Origin of the sequence: Arthrobacter sp. UCD-GKA (assembly GCF_001863355.1) — a bacterium.
Classification (GTDB): domain Bacteria; phylum Actinomycetota; class Actinomycetes; order Actinomycetales; family Micrococcaceae; genus Paeniglutamicibacter.
On sequence record NZ_MOLR01000001.1, the window covers coordinates 388,155 to 402,143 of the forward strand.

Consider the following 13,989-nt stretch of genomic DNA (forward strand, 5'->3'; position numbering starts at 1 on the left):
AATGGCAATCGGATCCAAGGATCTAGCAACCGAAGCACTGGACGGCTTTGATAACGCCCGTCTGGTCGAGGAGCTCAAGAAGGCCAAGGAGGAGCTGTTCAACCTCCGTTTCCAGTCGGCCACCGGTCAGCTCGAATCGCATGGCAACCTGAAGGCTGTCAAGCGTGACATCGCTCGTATCTACACCGTGCTCCGCGAACGCGAGCTGGGCATTCGTCCCGACGTTGTAGTGCCGGTCGAAGAGACCAAGAAGAGCAAGGAAGCCAAGTAATGAGCGAGAAGGATAACGTCGTGGATGCAGCTGCAGAGCGCAACGACCGCAAGACCCTCCGTGGTTACGTGGTTTCCGACAAGATGCAGAAGACCATCGTCGTTGACGTCGAGGACCGTGTAAAGCACGCCCTCTACGGCAAGGTCATGCGTCGCAACAAGAACGTCAAGGCTCACGACGAAGAGAACAGCGCCGGCATCGGCGACCTCGTTCTCATCGCCGAGACCCGCCCGCTGTCTGCCGACAAGCGCTGGCGCCTCGTGGAAATCCTCGAWAAGGCCAAGTAAGCCCCTTTCGTTGGTTTTCACTTAGACGTGAACCAAGCTCAACACCCCGGGACCGCTGGATTCATCCAGCCGGTGCCGGGGTGTTTTGCGTTCGGCGGGGGAGTGCCGCCGGTAGCATGGGGGACTTGGCCCGGTCCCGGATCGGCGGGCTTCAACACAAGGGGTGGGGAACACCACGATGGGCAACTCCGGAGCGGGACAGGTGCAGGTCGGCCGCGCACCCAAGACCCGTGGCTTGTTCCCCGTGGTCATTGCCGGGGCGCTGTTGGTTCTCCTGCCGCACCTGGACCTCGGGGACTCCAGGTCCCTGGCGGTGCTCCAGGCACTGCTGCCGGCCCTCTGCCTGGCCGCGCTGGCACTTGGCCTGTTTCTGCTCTTTCGACGCGCCTGGGTTCCCGCTGCGGTGCTGCTGGTCAGCGCGGCCGTTTCATTGGTCCCGGTGCTCCAACCCGGTGCCGGGGGAACTTGTACACCGGGGGAGCCGGTGACAGTGCTGTCCCTGAACGCGGGGCGCGGGAATGCCGATCCCTCGGTGCTTGCCGATGCCATCACGGCGTCCGCCCCGGATGTGCTGGTCCTGGTCGAGGCGAGCGAGCCGATGCTGCAGGCGTTGGCCGGCACACTGCCGCAGTGGGACTACACCCACCGGACCGGGTCCGTTGTCACCGGCGGCGCCGTGGACACCGTCATCCTCTCGCGCCACCCGATGCATTCCGAGGCTCCGGCGGCCCGGCAAGCGGACGGCTCCCTCTTTGACATACCGGTGGCGGTCATCGACCTCCCGCGGGCGGGGCGGATCCGCGTGGCCGGGATCCATCCGGTGCCGCCGACCCACGGCCCGGCATCCTGGGCGACCACCTTGGCCGCGGTGGAAAGCTGGGCGGGGCAAAACACCGATCTGCCGCTGGTGCTGGCGGGAGATTTCAATGCCACCAGGGCCCACCCCCGGTTCCGGGCACTGGCGCACGGTTTTTCCGATGCCTCCCCGGCGTTCGGGCCCCTGGCCGCCGCCACCTGGCCGGCCGACGGCGCGGTTCCCGCCTTTGCCGCGATCGACCACGTGCTGGTGCGCGGCCTTGGGGTCATTGACTCCGGGCTCATTGCGGTGGCGGGCACCGACCACCACGGGATCGTGGCCAGGCTGGCCACCTGCCGGTGAGCGACTGGCGATCTGCACCCGAATTGGGCCGTTTCATGTGACCAAGGACCCCCTGTTGCCCCATAGCACACGGTTTCGGGATCACGCATTCTTGCGGTAGACTTTTTATTCTGTGCGCGTTATGTCTGGAGACTATCCACCTCCGCCATGATGCATAGTGCAGCCGGAGGGTTTTTTACGGGCCCGGAAAGCTGTGCGGCATAGCTCTGAGCTAACGCCTCGGCCCTGCTTCCCCAGCACCAACTGTTCCTCGCCCTCGGGCGCCTTGAACCGTTGTGTATGGAGGTGGGGGTAAGCGGAAGCTGAGATGGACCATATCCGTTCCGCAAGGCTCCCTAGGAGAACCAGCGAGACGACAGGAGTAAAAAGTGATTCAGCAGGAATCGCGACTGAAGGTTGCCGACAACACCGGTGCTAAGGAAATCCTTACCATTCGTGTTCTCGGTGGCTCTGGCCGTCGCTATGCAGGCATCGGCGACGTAATCGTCGCCACCGTCAAGGATGCAATCCCTGGCGGAAACGTAAAGAAGGGTGACGTCGTCAAGGCTGTCATCGTTCGCACCAAGAAGGAGCGTCGCCGCGTCGACGGTTCCTACATCAAGTTCGACGAGAACGCAGCTGTCATCCTCAAGGCTGACGGCGAGCCCCGCGGCACCCGTATTTTCGGTCCGGTGGGTCGTGAACTTCGCGACAAGAAGTTCATGAAGATCGTTTCCCTGGCTCCGGAGGTACTGTAACCATGGGTGCAAAGATTAAGAAGGGTGACCTCGTTCAGGTCATCGCCGGTTCCGACCGCAACAAGCAGGGCAAGGTGCTGAAGGTATTCCCGGCAGCGCAGCGCGTTCTTGTTGAGGGTGTCAACCGCGTCACCAAGCACACCAAGGCCGGCCAGACCGAGCGTGGCACGCAGACCGGTGGCATTGAGGTCGTTGAGGCCCCGATGCACATCTCGAATGTCGCAATCGTTGACCCGGAAACCAAGAAGCCGACCCGCGTTGGCTTCCGCGAGGAAACCGTGGAGAAGAACGGCGTGTCCAAGACCGTCCGTGTTCGCTTCGCCAAGTCTTCCGGAAAGGCACTGTAATGACTGAAGCAGCTGTGAACATCCAGCCTCGCCTTAAGGCCAAGTACAACGCCGAAATCCGCGAAACCCTGACGAACGAGTTCAACTACGCCAACCCGATGCAGGTCCCGGGCCTGGTCAAGGTTGTTGTGAACATGGGTGTCGGCGAAGCCGCCAAGGACTCCAAGCTCATCGAAGGCGCAGTTCGCGACCTCACCGCCATCACCGGCCAGAAGCCGTTGGTTACCAAGGCACGCAAGTCGATCGCACAGTTCAAGCTGCGCGAAGGCATGCCGATTGGTACCCACGCAACGCTTCGCGGCGATCGCATGTGGGAATTCGTGGATCGTCTGGTTTCGCTGGCACTGCCGCGTATCCGTGACTTCCGTGGCCTGAGCCCGAAGCAGTTCGACGGCAACGGCAACTACACCTTCGGTCTCACGGAACAGTCGATGTTCCACGAGATCGATGTTGATTCCATCGACCGCGTTCGCGGCATGGACATCACCGTAGTGACCACCGCGAAGACCGACGACGAAGGCCGCGCCTTGCTCAAGGCCCTGGGCTTCCCGTTCAAGACCGCCAACTAGATCAACTACGTTGCAGGTCCGCGCTTGCGCGGAAACCGTAGCGAGGAAGGGCAGAAGCCCAAATGACAATGACAGATCCTGTCGCAGATATGCTGACTCGTCTGCGCAACGCCAACTCGGCTTACCACGACACGGTTTCCATGCCGTCGTCGAAGCTGAAGGTGCGCGTTGCCCAGATCCTCAAGGAACAGGGCTACATCGGCTCGTTCGTTGAAGAAGCAGCAGAGGTCGGCAAAAAGCTGACCATCACCCTGAAGTTCGGCCCGAGCCGCGAGCGTTCAATCGCTGGCGTTCGCCGTATTTCGAAGCCGGGCCTGCGTGTATACGCAAAGTCCACCAACTTGCCGCACGTCCTTGGTGGCCTCGGCATTGCAATCCTGTCCACGTCCTCCGGTCTCCTCACGGACCGCCAGGCAGCCAAGAAGGGTGTAGGTGGGGAAGTCCTCGCCTACGTCTGGTAACGGGAAAGGGAGAAAGAAACCATGTCACGTATTGGACGTCTTCCGATCACTGTTCCTGCCGGCGTTGAGCTCAAGATTGATGGCGACGTTGTCACCGTCAAGGGCGCCAAGGGCGAACTGAACCACACCGTAGCAAGCCCGATCGCTGTTGTTCTCGAAGAGAACACCGTGACCGTGTCCCGCCCGAACGACGAACGCGATTCGCGTTCGCTGCACGGCTTGACCCGTACCCTGATCGAGAACATGATCATCGGTGTCACCGCAGGCTACGAAAAGAAGCTCGAAATCCACGGTACCGGTTACCGCGTTGCAGCAAAGGGCTCGAACCTCGAGTTCGCCCTGGGCTACTCGCACCCGGTTGTTGTCGAGGCTCCCGAGGGCATTGCCTTCGCTGTCGAGGGCAACACCAAGATCACCGTCTCGGGTATCAACAAGCAGCAGGTTGGCGAAGTTTCCGCCAACATCCGCAAGCTCCGCAAGCCTGACCCGTACAAGGGCAAGGGCGTTCGGTACGCTGGCGAAATCATCCGCCGCAAGGTCGGAAAGGCTGGTAAGTAACCATGGCTCTCGGAATCAAGGGTAAGAGCAAGGCAGCCGCACGCGGCCGTCGCCACTTGCGTGTTCGTAAGCGCATCACCGGCACCGAGGTGCGTCCGCGCCTGGTCGTCAACCGCTCCGCACGCCACATCTTCGTTCAGGTCGTAGACGACAGCAAGGGCATCACCGTTGCTTACGCGTCGACGATGGAAGCTGACTTGCGCGCATTCGACGGTGACAAGACCGCCAAGGCCAAGCGCATTGGTGAGCTCGTCGCCGAGCGCGCCAAGGCTGCCGGCATCGAATCCGTGGTCTTCGACCGCGGCGGCAACAAGTACCACGGTCGCGTGGCAGCTGTTGCTGACGGTGCACGCGAAGGTGGGCTGGCACTGTGAGCGAAGCAACTAACAAGAAGGAAACTCAGGTGTCTGAAGCTACTGAGGCAGTCGCGACTGCTCCTGCCGCTGACAAGGCCGGAGCCGCTCGCGGCGAAGGCCGTGGACGTGGCGGCGAAGGCCGTGGCCGTGGCGAGGGTCGTGGCCGTGGCCGCGACCAGAAGGACAGCCGCAACGATGACAAGGACAAGTTCCTTGAGCGCGTTGTAGCCATCAACCGCGTATCCAAGGTTGTCAAGGGTGGTCGTCGCTTTAGCTTCACCGCGCTTGTGGTTGTGGGTGACGGCAACGGTCTCGTTGGCGTTGGCTACGGCAAGGCCAAGGAAGTTCCGGCAGCAATCGCCAAGGGCGTTGAAGAAGCCAAGAAGTCCTTCTTCCGCGTTCCCCGCGTCGGCACCACCATCCCGCACCTGGTGCAGGGTGAAGCCGCTGCCGGCGTTGTCCTCCTGCGTCCGGCTGCTCCGGGTACCGGCGTTATCGCCGGTGGTCCGGTCCGCGCCGTACTGGAATGCGCAGGCATCCACGATGTCCTGTCGAAGTCCATGGGCTCGAGCAACCAGATCAACATCGTCCACGGCACCGTGGCCGCACTGAAGGCCCTTGAAGAGCCTCAGGCAGTGGCAGCACGTCGTGGCCTGCCGTTGGAAGAAGTTGTTTCGGCACAGATGCTGTGGAACATCCAGAACCAGAAGGCAGGTGCGTAATAGTGGCGAAGAACATTGTCCCTAGCGACGCGACTCTGACAATCACCCAGATTAAGTCCACCATTGGTGGCAAGCAGAACCAGCGCGACACCCTTCGCTCGCTCGGTCTGAAGCGCATCGGCCACACCGTGGTCCGTACCGCCGACGCCGTCACCGTAGGCATGGTCAACACGGTTCCGCACCTCGTAAAGGTTGAGGAGGCGAAGTAGTCATGGCTGAAAAAGAAAACGCATTGAAGGTACACCACCTGCGTCCGGCCGAAGGTGCCAAGACCGCCAAGACCCGTGTGGGTCGTGGTGAGGCATCCAAGGGCAAGACCGCTGGTCGCGGTATGAAGGGCACCAAGGCGCGCTACCAGGTCAAGGCCGGCTTCGCCGGTGGCCAGTTGCCGCTGCACATGCGCCTTCCGAAGCTTCGCGGCTTCAAGAACCCGTTCCGCGTCGAGTTCCAGGTTGTAAACCTGGACAAGATCTCGGAGCTGTTCCCCGAAGGTGGCGAAGTCACCGTTGAGGCATTGGTCGCGAAGGGCGCCGTTCGCAAGAACGAGCCCGTCAAGGTCCTTGGCTCGGGCGAACTGACCGTCAAGGTCGACGTGAAGGTCAACGCCTTCTCCTCGTCCGCGTCGGAAAAGATCGTCGCAGCCGGCGGCTCTGCAGTAGAGCTCTAAGCTACGTGGTCTCTTGATCACACAGTGAGAAGGGGTGGACCCGGGAATTCGCTAAGCGGATTCCCGGGGACACCCCTTTTTTCTTTCCGCTACACCTTCGGGAACCGGCTGTCATGCAGTTATGCCGTGGGCATGGTTCCGCAGGTGGTTTCCCGCTGGATATATCGATCAGCCGGGGAATGATTACAGTCCCAGCCGCGATTCATTTGGTGTGTAACACTCACCACCCGATAGAATCAATAGGTCAACCCCCGGGTACCCCCGGCCACCACCAATCAGGAGGACGCTTGTTCAGCGCCATTGCCCGGGTATTCCGGACGCCTGACCTGCGACGCAAGTTGTTGTTCACGCTCGCCATCATCGCGATCTACCGTGCAGGTGTCTACATCCCTGCCCCTGGCGTGGACTACTCCAACGTCCAACAGTGTCTTGCCGCGGGTAACACCACCGGCGGCCTGTACCAGTTCGTGAACCTGTTCAGCGGCGGTGCATTGCTGCAGGTCTCGATCTTCGCCATGGGCATCATGCCCTACATCACGGCCTCCATCATCGTCCAGCTGCTGCGTGTGGTGATCCCTCGCTTCGAGGAGCTGCACAAGGAAGGACAGGCCGGACAGGCCGTCCTGACCCAGTACACCCGGTACCTGACCATTGCGCTGGGCCTGTTGCAGGCAACCACGCTGGTCTCGCTGGCACGCAGCGGAATGCTCTTCCCCTCCTGCCAGCTCCCGATCGTCCCCGAGGACAACCTCTGGGTCATCATCCTGATGATCTTCACGCTCACCGCAGGCACCGGCCTGATCATGTGGATGGGCGAGCTGGCCACCGAACGCGGCGTCGGCAACGGCATGTCGCTGCTGATCTTCGTGTCCATTGCCTCGGGCTTCCCCTCGGCCATGGGCGCCATCGCCACCTCGCAGGGCTGGGGCGTCTTCACGGGGGTCATCCTCATCGGCGTCGCGGTCATTGCCCTGGTCGTCTTCGTGGAGCAGTCCCAGCGCCGCATCCCGGTGCAGTACGCCAAGCGGATGATCGGGCGCCGCACCGTGGGCGGAACGTCCACCTACATCCCGATCAAGGTCAACATGGCCGGCGTGATCCCGGTGATCTTCGCTTCCTCGATGCTGGCACTGCCCTCGATGGTCGTGCAGTTCAACACGCGCGCCGACGGCACGCTGCCGGACTGGGCGCTGTGGGTGCAGACGAACTTCGCCGGTTCCTCGCCGCTGTACATGATCGCCTACACGCTGCTGACCATCGGCTTCACCTACTTCTACGTCGCCATCACGTTCAACCCGACCGAGGTTGCCGACAACATGAAGCAGTACGGCGGATTCATCCCCGGCATCCGTGCCGGACGTCCGACGGCCGAGTACCTCGAGTACATCCTCAGCCGCATCACGTTCCCCGGTGCCATTTACCTGGCATTCGTGGCCCTGATTCCGTTGATCGCCTTCGTGTTGATCAATGCCGATCAGAACTTCCCATTTGGCGGCACCTCGATCCTCATCATGGTTGGTGTGGGTCTTGAAACCGTCAAGCAAATCAACGCACAAATGCAGCAGCGACACTACGAAGGACTTCTGCGATGACAAGACTGTTGATCATTGGACCCCCCGGTGCCGGCAAGGGCACCCAGGCGGACCGCATCTCCGAGCGCCTCAACGTTGTGGCCATCTCCACCGGCGACATCTTCCGCGCCAACGTCAAGGGCGGAACCCCGCTGGGCGTCGAGGCCAAGAAGTACATCGACGCCGGGAACTTCGTTCCCGACTCGGTCACCAACTCGATGGTCCGCGACCGCCTGTCCCAGGACGACGTCAAGGACGGCTTCCTGCTGGACGGGTACCCGCGCACCAGCGCCCAGGTCGACGAGCTTGATTCGATCCTGGCCGACGCCGGGGTGCAGCTCGACGCCGTGCTGCAGCTGACCGCCGACGACGAGGAGCTCGTCGCCCGCCTGCTCAAGCGCGCGCAGATCGAAGGCCGCGCCGATGACAACGAAGAGGTCATCCGCCACCGCCTGGGCCTGTACCACGAGGAAACCGCCGTCGTGGTCAACCGCTACCAGGAGCGCGGCATCGTGCGCCTGGTGGACGGCATCGGCGAGATCGATGAAGTCACCAACCGCGTCATGGACGCGCTGGGACAGAACGTCTAAATCGCTCACGCACGCACAAACCGCGGGGACCGGCACACCAGTGCCGCGAGCCCCGCGGTTTTTTGCGATAATGACGTGGAGCAACGTCTTTGGAAAGGGACATACACACCATGGCTTTCAGCCAACGCAAGATCGAGTACAAGACCAACGGGCAGATCCTGAAGATGCGCGAGGCGGGCTTGGTCCTGGCCGAGGCCTTGGACGAAGCCGTTGCCGCCGCGCAAATCGGCGTGACCACCGCCCACCTGGACGCGGTCTTCGCCTCGGTGCTTGAACGCCACGGGGCAACCAGCAACTTCAAGGGCTACCACGGGTTCCCGGCCACCATCTGCGCCTCGGTCAACGAGGAGGTCGTCCACGGGTTCCCCAGCGAGTACGTGCTGGCGGACGGGGACGTGCTGAAGATCGACGGCGGGGCCATCATCGACGGCTGGCATGCCGACTCGGCGCGCACCGTCATCGTCGGCACCGCGGCCCCCGAGGACCAGCGCCTGTCCGACATCACCCAGGAAGCCATGTGGAGGGGGATTGCCGCGCTGGCCGAGGCACGGTTCGTCGGTGCCATCGGCGATGCCATCGACGACTTTGTCTCCGGGGTCCCGGGGGCTCCGCTGGGCATCCTGGAGGACTACGTGGGCCACGGCATCGGGTCCGAGATGCACCAGGCGCCCGATGTCCTGAACTACCGAACCGGACACCGCGGCGCCCGGGTGAAGCCGGGCATGTGCCTGGCCATCGAACCGATGCTGGTGCGCGGGGGACTTGAGACCAAGGTGCTGGCCGACGACTGGACCGTGGTGACCGTCGATGGGCAGCGTGCCTCGCAGTGGGAACACTCGGTGGCCGTGCACATGGGCGGCATCTGGGTACTGACGGCCCACGACGGGGGAGTGGCGGGGCTTGCACCGTACGGCGTGGTCCCCTCCCCGATCGTTTCCTAGCGCCGGTCCGCACTCCGGTGCGCGTGGCCGCGTGGGGAAACTGTGGCCAACCTAACAAAACGGGTCGGCCACAATGATTTCCCTTTAAGCCCTCCAGCGCGTAGGCTTGACTGTTGGTTGTCTGTTCCTTGGTGCCCAAAAGCTGTTGCTGCGGGTACCTCTGTGATCGATGGCCGAGACCATAAATCTGTTGGCGGTAAATGTCGCCAGCAACAAAAGTTAGCGGAGGATATGGCCAAGAAAGAGGGTGTCATCGAGGTAGAAGGCACCGTGTCAGAGGCACTGCCCAACGCGATGTTCCGTGTTGAGCTGCCCAACGGGCACGTTGTACTTGCAACTATCTCGGGAAAGATGCGTCAGCACTACATTCGAATCCTCCCTGAGGATCGCGTAGTGGTGGAACTCAGTCCGTATGACCTCAACCGCGGACGTATCGTTTACCGCTACAAGTAAAGATTTTTGTTCTTCCTTCCCTTGGGACGGGCGACAAAGGTAATTACGCTCCACTGAAACCGCAACCGCAAAAGGAGTAAGCCGTGAAGGTTAACCCTAGCGTGAAGCCGATCTGCGATAAGTGCAAGGTGATCCGCCGTAATGGTCGGGTCATGGTGATCTGCGAAAATCCACGCCATAAGCAGCGTCAGGGCTAATTTCCCTCACGGGAAATCCTGCGCGTAGTAATTGTAATCGGCAGTACAGCATCCACCGCGCGATGCACACCCACGGCACGGAGGCCGTGGACTGGGAATTCCCAGGATTGTACTGCTTTAGACCTCCGCACATCGAAAGGTAGACAGCATATGGCTCGTCTAGCTGGCGTAGACATCCCGCGCGAAAAGCGCGTGATTATTGCGCTTACCTACATCTACGGCGTGGGCAAGACCCGTGCAGAACAGACCATCGCCGAGACCGGGATCAACCCGGACACTCGCGTGAAGGATCTGACCGACGCTGAGCTGGTTCAGCTGCGTGACTTCATTGAAGGCAGCTTCAAGGTTGAGGGTGACCTCCGCCGTGAAGTGGCAGCTGACATTCGCCGCAAGGTTGAAATCGGCTCCTACGAAGGCATCCGCCACCGCAAGGGCCTGCCGGTCCGCGGTCAGCGCACCAAGACCAACGCTCGTACCCGCAAGGGCCCGAAGCGCACCGTCGCCGGTAAGAAGAAGACCCGCTAAATCTAGCGGTCGTCACTAAGCCAAATTTCTCGTAGGAGTAAGCATGCCCCCCAAGACTCGTGGAGCGGTCCGCAAGCCGCGTCGCAAGGACAAAAAGAATATCGCGCTCGGACAGGCGCACATCAAGAGCACCTTCAACAACACCATCGTTTCCATCACGGATCCTTCAGGTGCTGTAATCTCGTGGGCCTCGGCCGGCGAGGTTGGCTTCAAGGGCTCGCGCAAGTCCACTCCGTACGCTGCACAGATGGCCGCCGAGGCTGCTGCAAAGCGTGCTCAGGAGCACGGACTTCGCAAGGTTGACGTTTTCGTCAAGGGCCCGGGCTCGGGACGCGAAACCGCGATCCGCTCGCTGCAGGCTGCTGGCCTTGAGGTTGGGTCCATCCAGGACGTTTCCCCAAGCGCACACAACGGCTGCCGCCCGCCAAAGCGTCGCCGCGTCTAAAAATGACTGTCTGGCTTTGATGCCGCCGCGTCTTTCCCCCGCAAGGGGGTTGGGCGCGGCGGCATGATCGCCACGGCTAGCCAGACCGAACCAGACGAACGCCGACGAGGCATACGTCGTTTCCACCCCCTGTGTTGCGTCATATAGCGGACGCTCGCTGAAAGGAAATGTAAGTGCTCATTGCACAGCGCCCTACCCTGACCGAAGAAGTCGTAGCGGAGAACCGCTCCCGTTTCGTAATTGAACCGTTGGAGCCTGGCTTCGGCTACACCCTGGGTAACTCGCTTCGCCGTACCCTGCTCTCCTCCATTCCTGGTGCAGCTGTCACCAGTGTGCGGATCGACGGGGTATTGCACGAGTTCACCACCGTAGCCGGTGTGAAGGAAGATGTCACCGAGCTGATTCTGAACATCAAGAATCTCTCAGTGTCCTCCGAACATGACGAGCCGGTCGTCGCCTACCTGCGCAAGCAGGGCCCGGGCGTCGTCACCGCAGCCGACATCACCCCGCCAGCCGGCGTGGAATTCCACAACCCGGACCTGCACATCGCGACATTGAACGCGAAGGGCAAGTTCGACATGGAACTGACCATCGAACGTGGCCGCGGTTATGTTTCTGCAGCGCAGAACAAGAACGTGGACGCAGAGATCGGTCGCATCCCAGTGGATTCGATCTACTCGCCGGTGCTGAAGGTGACCTTCCGCGTGGAGGCCACCCGTGTCGAGCAGCGCACCGACTTTGACAAGCTCATCGTCGATGTCGAGACCAAGGATTCGATGCTCCCGCGCGATGCAGTTGCATCCGCAGGCACCACCCTGGTTGAACTGTTCGGCCTGGCACGCGAGCTGAACACCGCCGCTGAAGGCATCGAGATCGGCCCGTCCCCGACGGACGCCGCACTCGCAGCCGACATGGCGCTGCCGATCGAAGACCTCGAATTGACGGTTCGCTCGTACAACTGCCTCAAGCGTGAGGGCATCCACTCCGTGGGTGAACTCGTTGCACGCTCCGAGGCCGACCTGATGGACATCCGTAACTTCGGTGCGAAGTCCATTGACGAGGTCAAGGCGAAGCTGATTGATTTGGGTCTGGCCCTGAAGGATTCCCCTCCGGGCTTCGATCTTGCAGCACGTGCCGCCGCCATTGGCGACGATGACGTCTACGGTGAGGAAGAAGTCTAAGACTTCTTGGCCCACCAGCTATAGAACTTAAACCTTTGCGCCCGGTATCCCACCGGGGCCCCGGGCGCAAAGGCCACCATACTAGGAGAACACTATGCCTACCCCTCCCAAGGGTCCGCGTCTCGGCGGCAGCGCAGCTCACGAGCGTTTGATGCTCGCGAACCTGTCCGCGCAGCTGTTCGAGAACAAATCCATCACCACCACGCTGACCAAGGCCAAGCGCCTTCGTCCGCACGCAGAGCGCCTGATCACCTTCGCCAAGCGCGGAGACCTGGCCTCGCGTCGCCGCGTCCAGGCAGTCATTGCCTCGCGCAGCCGCACCAACAAGTCGATCGTCCACGAGCTGTTCGAGAACATCGCACCGGTCATGGCCGAGCGTCCGGGTGGCTACACCCGCATCACCAAGATCGGCAACCGCAAGGGCGACAACGCCCCGATGGCTGTCATCGAATTGGTCATGGAGCCGGTTTCCCCGAAGCAGGCCGTTGTGAAGGAAGCCGAAAAGGCTGCCGCAGTGGCTGCTCCGGTTGAAGAGGTCGTCGAGACCGAAGCAACCGAAACCGCCGAGGTCGTTGAGACCGAGGCAGCAGAGGAGAACAAGGCCTAGTCCTTGTCCCCCTGGCAACAGCCAAAACATTGGCCCGGCGCGGCTTTTCCCGATTAGGGGGAAAATGCGCCGGGCCAATGGCTTTAAACGGCGCCGGCCCGCAGCGGGCAGGCGCGTGGATCTAGGATTGAAACATGTTGATTCCCGCCATTGATTCGGTGGATCCCTCACTGGCCCCCAGCTCCAGCCCCACCGAGCCGGCGCTGGTGCGCATGTGCGTGCGACTGGGATATGACGGCACCGGGTACAACGGCTGGGCCATCCAGCCTGGCCTTCCCACGGTGCAAGGCGTGGTGGAAGCGGCCCTGGCCATGCTCCTGCGCCGGCCCGTGCGCACCACGGTGGCCGGGCGCACCGATGCCGGGGTCCACGCCCGGAACCAGATGGTCCACTTCGACCTGACCGCCGCCGAATTCGAGTCCCTGCCCCGCGGAGCGGCCATTTCCCCGGAACGAGCCCTGGTGCGCAGGCTGCGCGGGGTGCTGACCCGGGAGCGCGGGGCCATCCTCATCCACCAGGCTTCCCTCGCCCCGGACGGGTTCGATGCGCGCTTCTCCGCGCTCTGGCGCCGCTATTCGTACCGGATCGCCGACGGCGCCTCAAGCTGGGACCCGCTCTCGCGCGCCTACACGATGTGGCACAAGCGCGAGGTCGATGTGGAGCTGCTGGACGCCGAGGCGCAAAGCCTGCTGGGTCGCCACGACTTCCTGTCCTTCTGCAAGCCGCGCGACCACGCCACCACCATCCGCACGCTGACCGAGTTCTCCTTCGCCCGCGACGAGCGCGGCATCGTGGTGGCGCACCTGAAGGCGGACGCGTTCTGCCACAACATGGTCCGCGCCCTCATCGGGGCGTGCCTGCTGGTGGGCGACGGGCGGGAGGAACCCGGCTGGGTTGCCGCCCGCCTCGCCGAGGAATTGCGTGATTCCAAGACATTGCTGGCCGATCCCCGGGCCCTGGTGCTCGAGGAAGTGGCCTACCCCACCGGGCGCGAGGCGGCGGCGCGTGCCGAGCTCACCCGGGCCCGGCGGCTGCCGCACGACGTGGGCATCCCCATCGGGGGAGTGTCGCTGGAGTAGCGGCTAGACCCTTGCCCGAGTGCCCCGATCCGAGCGGTGAGAGGCGAATCACGCAAGCGTAGCGCGGTTCACGGCGCACGCTTTGGTGGTGCCGGGGTTAATCCGATAGACTAACGGCTGTTGTGCGTGTCCTTTGTTCGACACAACCTTCTCCGCGTGACGGCTCAGTTGCAGAGCCACTGGTCTGCTGGGATTGCGAACATTCATGGACGGCCGGTCTTTTCAGTCCTCACCTGGCGAACTGGTACAGCGCATCGAAACACAGC

General features: G+C 62.3%; 22 protein-coding genes. All 22 read left to right on the forward strand.

Features of this window, described 5'->3' with window-relative positions:
- The first annotated feature begins 1 nt into the window (after position 1).
- The 22 genes from rpmC (at position 2) to truA (ending at position 13,723) form a co-directional block, all read left to right on the forward strand.
- Positions 2–271 (forward strand): 50S ribosomal protein L29, encoded by a 270-nt coding sequence (gene rpmC / locus BLJ79_RS01810; protein ID WP_071212940.1) that lies wholly within the window; start codon positions 2–4, stop codon positions 269–271.
- A complete protein-coding gene (rpsQ, locus tag BLJ79_RS01815; protein WP_071212941.1) occupies positions 271–558 on the forward strand; it encodes a 30S ribosomal protein S17 in 288 nt (95 codons plus the stop codon). The genes rpmC and rpsQ overlap by 1 nt, the downstream gene beginning before the upstream one ends.
- A gap of 178 nt (positions 559–736) precedes the next feature.
- Positions 737–1,717, forward strand: coding sequence for an endonuclease/exonuclease/phosphatase family protein (locus tag BLJ79_RS01820; protein ID WP_071212942.1), 981 nt, complete (start codon positions 737–739; stop codon positions 1,715–1,717).
- Positions 1,718–2,085: 368 nt separating this feature from the next.
- Positions 2,086–2,454 carry a 50S ribosomal protein L14 gene (rplN, locus tag BLJ79_RS01825; RefSeq protein ID WP_071212943.1) on the forward strand — a complete coding sequence of 123 codons (369 nt, stop codon included), beginning with the start codon at positions 2,086–2,088 and terminating at the stop codon, positions 2,452–2,454.
- Positions 2,455–2,456: 2 nt separating this feature from the next.
- Complete coding sequence (rplX, locus tag BLJ79_RS01830; protein ID WP_071212944.1) at positions 2,457–2,801, forward strand: 50S ribosomal protein L24; 345 nt, start codon at positions 2,457–2,459, stop codon at positions 2,799–2,801.
- Positions 2,801–3,370, forward strand: a complete 570-nt coding sequence (gene rplE / locus BLJ79_RS01835; RefSeq protein ID WP_071212945.1) for a 50S ribosomal protein L5 — start codon at positions 2,801–2,803, stop codon at positions 3,368–3,370. Before rplX ends, rplE begins: the two co-directional genes overlap by 1 nt.
- Before the next feature lie 62 nt (positions 3,371–3,432).
- Positions 3,433–3,831, forward strand: coding sequence for a 30S ribosomal protein S8 (rpsH, locus tag BLJ79_RS01840; protein ID WP_071212946.1), 399 nt, complete (start codon positions 3,433–3,435; stop codon positions 3,829–3,831).
- A 21-nt stretch (positions 3,832–3,852) separates the two neighbouring features.
- Positions 3,853–4,389 (forward strand): 50S ribosomal protein L6, encoded by a 537-nt coding sequence (gene rplF / locus BLJ79_RS01845; RefSeq protein ID WP_071212947.1) that lies wholly within the window; start codon positions 3,853–3,855, stop codon positions 4,387–4,389.
- Between the two features lie 2 nt (positions 4,390–4,391).
- The gene (rplR, locus tag BLJ79_RS01850) at positions 4,392–4,763 is read left to right on the forward strand and encodes a 50S ribosomal protein L18 (protein WP_071212948.1); all 372 of its coding nucleotides are present in this window, start codon (positions 4,392–4,394) and stop codon (positions 4,761–4,763) included.
- Positions 4,760–5,467 carry a 30S ribosomal protein S5 gene (gene rpsE / locus BLJ79_RS01855; RefSeq protein ID WP_071212949.1) on the forward strand — a complete coding sequence of 236 codons (708 nt, stop codon included), beginning with the start codon at positions 4,760–4,762 and terminating at the stop codon, positions 5,465–5,467. The genes rplR and rpsE overlap by 4 nt, the downstream gene beginning before the upstream one ends.
- 2 nt (positions 5,468–5,469) lie before the next feature.
- Positions 5,470–5,676: a 50S ribosomal protein L30 gene (rpmD, locus tag BLJ79_RS01860; protein WP_071212950.1), complete on the forward strand. Its 207-nt coding sequence runs from the start codon at positions 5,470–5,472 to the stop codon at positions 5,674–5,676.
- A gap of 2 nt (positions 5,677–5,678) precedes the next feature.
- Positions 5,679–6,134, forward strand: a complete 456-nt coding sequence (rplO, locus tag BLJ79_RS01865) for a 50S ribosomal protein L15 (RefSeq protein WP_071212951.1) — start codon at positions 5,679–5,681, stop codon at positions 6,132–6,134.
- Between the two features lie 287 nt (positions 6,135–6,421).
- A complete protein-coding gene (gene secY, locus BLJ79_RS01870; RefSeq protein ID WP_071212952.1) occupies positions 6,422–7,726 on the forward strand; it encodes a preprotein translocase subunit SecY in 1,305 nt (434 codons plus the stop codon).
- Complete coding sequence (locus BLJ79_RS01875) at positions 7,723–8,295, forward strand: adenylate kinase (RefSeq protein WP_071212953.1); 573 nt, start codon at positions 7,723–7,725, stop codon at positions 8,293–8,295. The genes secY and BLJ79_RS01875 overlap by 4 nt, the downstream gene beginning before the upstream one ends.
- A 110-nt stretch (positions 8,296–8,405) precedes the next feature.
- The gene (gene map / locus BLJ79_RS01880; protein WP_071212954.1) at positions 8,406–9,236 is read left to right on the forward strand and encodes a type I methionyl aminopeptidase; all 831 of its coding nucleotides are present in this window, start codon (positions 8,406–8,408) and stop codon (positions 9,234–9,236) included.
- A gap of 231 nt (positions 9,237–9,467) precedes the next feature.
- On the forward strand, positions 9,468–9,689 hold the full coding sequence (gene infA / locus BLJ79_RS01885) for a translation initiation factor IF-1 (RefSeq protein ID WP_068731548.1): 222 nt from the start codon (positions 9,468–9,470) through the stop codon (positions 9,687–9,689).
- An 83-nt stretch (positions 9,690–9,772) separates the two neighbouring features.
- Positions 9,773–9,886 (forward strand): 50S ribosomal protein L36, encoded by a 114-nt coding sequence (gene rpmJ / locus BLJ79_RS22235; protein WP_071894985.1) that lies wholly within the window; start codon positions 9,773–9,775, stop codon positions 9,884–9,886.
- Between the two features lie 150 nt (positions 9,887–10,036).
- Complete coding sequence (rpsM, locus tag BLJ79_RS01890; RefSeq protein WP_071212955.1) at positions 10,037–10,411, forward strand: 30S ribosomal protein S13; 375 nt, start codon at positions 10,037–10,039, stop codon at positions 10,409–10,411.
- A gap of 43 nt (positions 10,412–10,454) precedes the next feature.
- The gene (rpsK, locus tag BLJ79_RS01895; protein WP_071212956.1) at positions 10,455–10,856 is read left to right on the forward strand and encodes a 30S ribosomal protein S11; all 402 of its coding nucleotides are present in this window, start codon (positions 10,455–10,457) and stop codon (positions 10,854–10,856) included.
- Positions 10,857–11,029: 173 nt separating this feature from the next.
- A complete protein-coding gene (locus BLJ79_RS01900) occupies positions 11,030–12,037 on the forward strand; it encodes a DNA-directed RNA polymerase subunit alpha (protein ID WP_071212957.1) in 1,008 nt (335 codons plus the stop codon).
- Positions 12,038–12,131: 94 nt separating this feature from the next.
- A complete protein-coding gene (gene rplQ / locus BLJ79_RS01905; RefSeq protein ID WP_071212958.1) occupies positions 12,132–12,644 on the forward strand; it encodes a 50S ribosomal protein L17 in 513 nt (170 codons plus the stop codon).
- 212 nt (positions 12,645–12,856) lie between these two features.
- Complete coding sequence (truA, locus tag BLJ79_RS01910) at positions 12,857–13,723, forward strand: tRNA pseudouridine(38-40) synthase TruA (RefSeq protein WP_071213235.1); 867 nt, start codon at positions 12,857–12,859, stop codon at positions 13,721–13,723.
- The last annotated feature ends 266 nt before the right edge of the window (positions 13,724–13,989 follow it).

Bases quoted from the DNA above. Each gene is read 5' to 3' on its own strand.
- rplO (WP_071212951.1), top strand. From the start codon at position 5,679: ATGGCTGAAAAAGAAAACGCATTGAAGGTACACCACCTGCGTCCGGCC.
- rpsM (WP_071212955.1), top strand. From the start codon at position 10,037: ATGGCTCGTCTAGCTGGCGTAGACATCCCGCGCGAAAAGCGCGTGATT.
- rplQ (WP_071212958.1), top strand. From the start codon at position 12,132: ATGCCTACCCCTCCCAAGGGTCCGCGTCTCGGCGGCAGCGCAGCTCAC.
- rpmC (WP_071212940.1), top strand. From the start codon at position 2: ATGGCAATCGGATCCAAGGATCTAGCAACCGAAGCACTGGACGGCTTT.
- BLJ79_RS01820 (WP_071212942.1), top strand. From the start codon at position 737: ATGGGCAACTCCGGAGCGGGACAGGTGCAGGTCGGCCGCGCACCCAAG.
- truA (WP_071213235.1), top strand. From the start codon at position 12,857: ATGTGCGTGCGACTGGGATATGACGGCACCGGGTACAACGGCTGGGCC.
- map (WP_071212954.1), top strand. From the start codon at position 8,406: ATGGCTTTCAGCCAACGCAAGATCGAGTACAAGACCAACGGGCAGATC.
- BLJ79_RS01875 (WP_071212953.1), top strand. From the start codon at position 7,723: ATGACAAGACTGTTGATCATTGGACCCCCCGGTGCCGGCAAGGGCACC.
- rplE (WP_071212945.1), top strand. From the start codon at position 2,801: ATGACTGAAGCAGCTGTGAACATCCAGCCTCGCCTTAAGGCCAAGTAC.
- rplX (WP_071212944.1), top strand. From the start codon at position 2,457: ATGGGTGCAAAGATTAAGAAGGGTGACCTCGTTCAGGTCATCGCCGGT.
- rpsK (WP_071212956.1), top strand. From the start codon at position 10,455: ATGCCCCCCAAGACTCGTGGAGCGGTCCGCAAGCCGCGTCGCAAGGAC.
- infA (WP_068731548.1), top strand. From the start codon at position 9,468: ATGGCCAAGAAAGAGGGTGTCATCGAGGTAGAAGGCACCGTGTCAGAG.
- rplR (WP_071212948.1), top strand. From the start codon at position 4,392: ATGGCTCTCGGAATCAAGGGTAAGAGCAAGGCAGCCGCACGCGGCCGT.
- rpsH (WP_071212946.1), top strand. From the start codon at position 3,433: ATGACAATGACAGATCCTGTCGCAGATATGCTGACTCGTCTGCGCAAC.
- rplF (WP_071212947.1), top strand. From the start codon at position 3,853: ATGTCACGTATTGGACGTCTTCCGATCACTGTTCCTGCCGGCGTTGAG.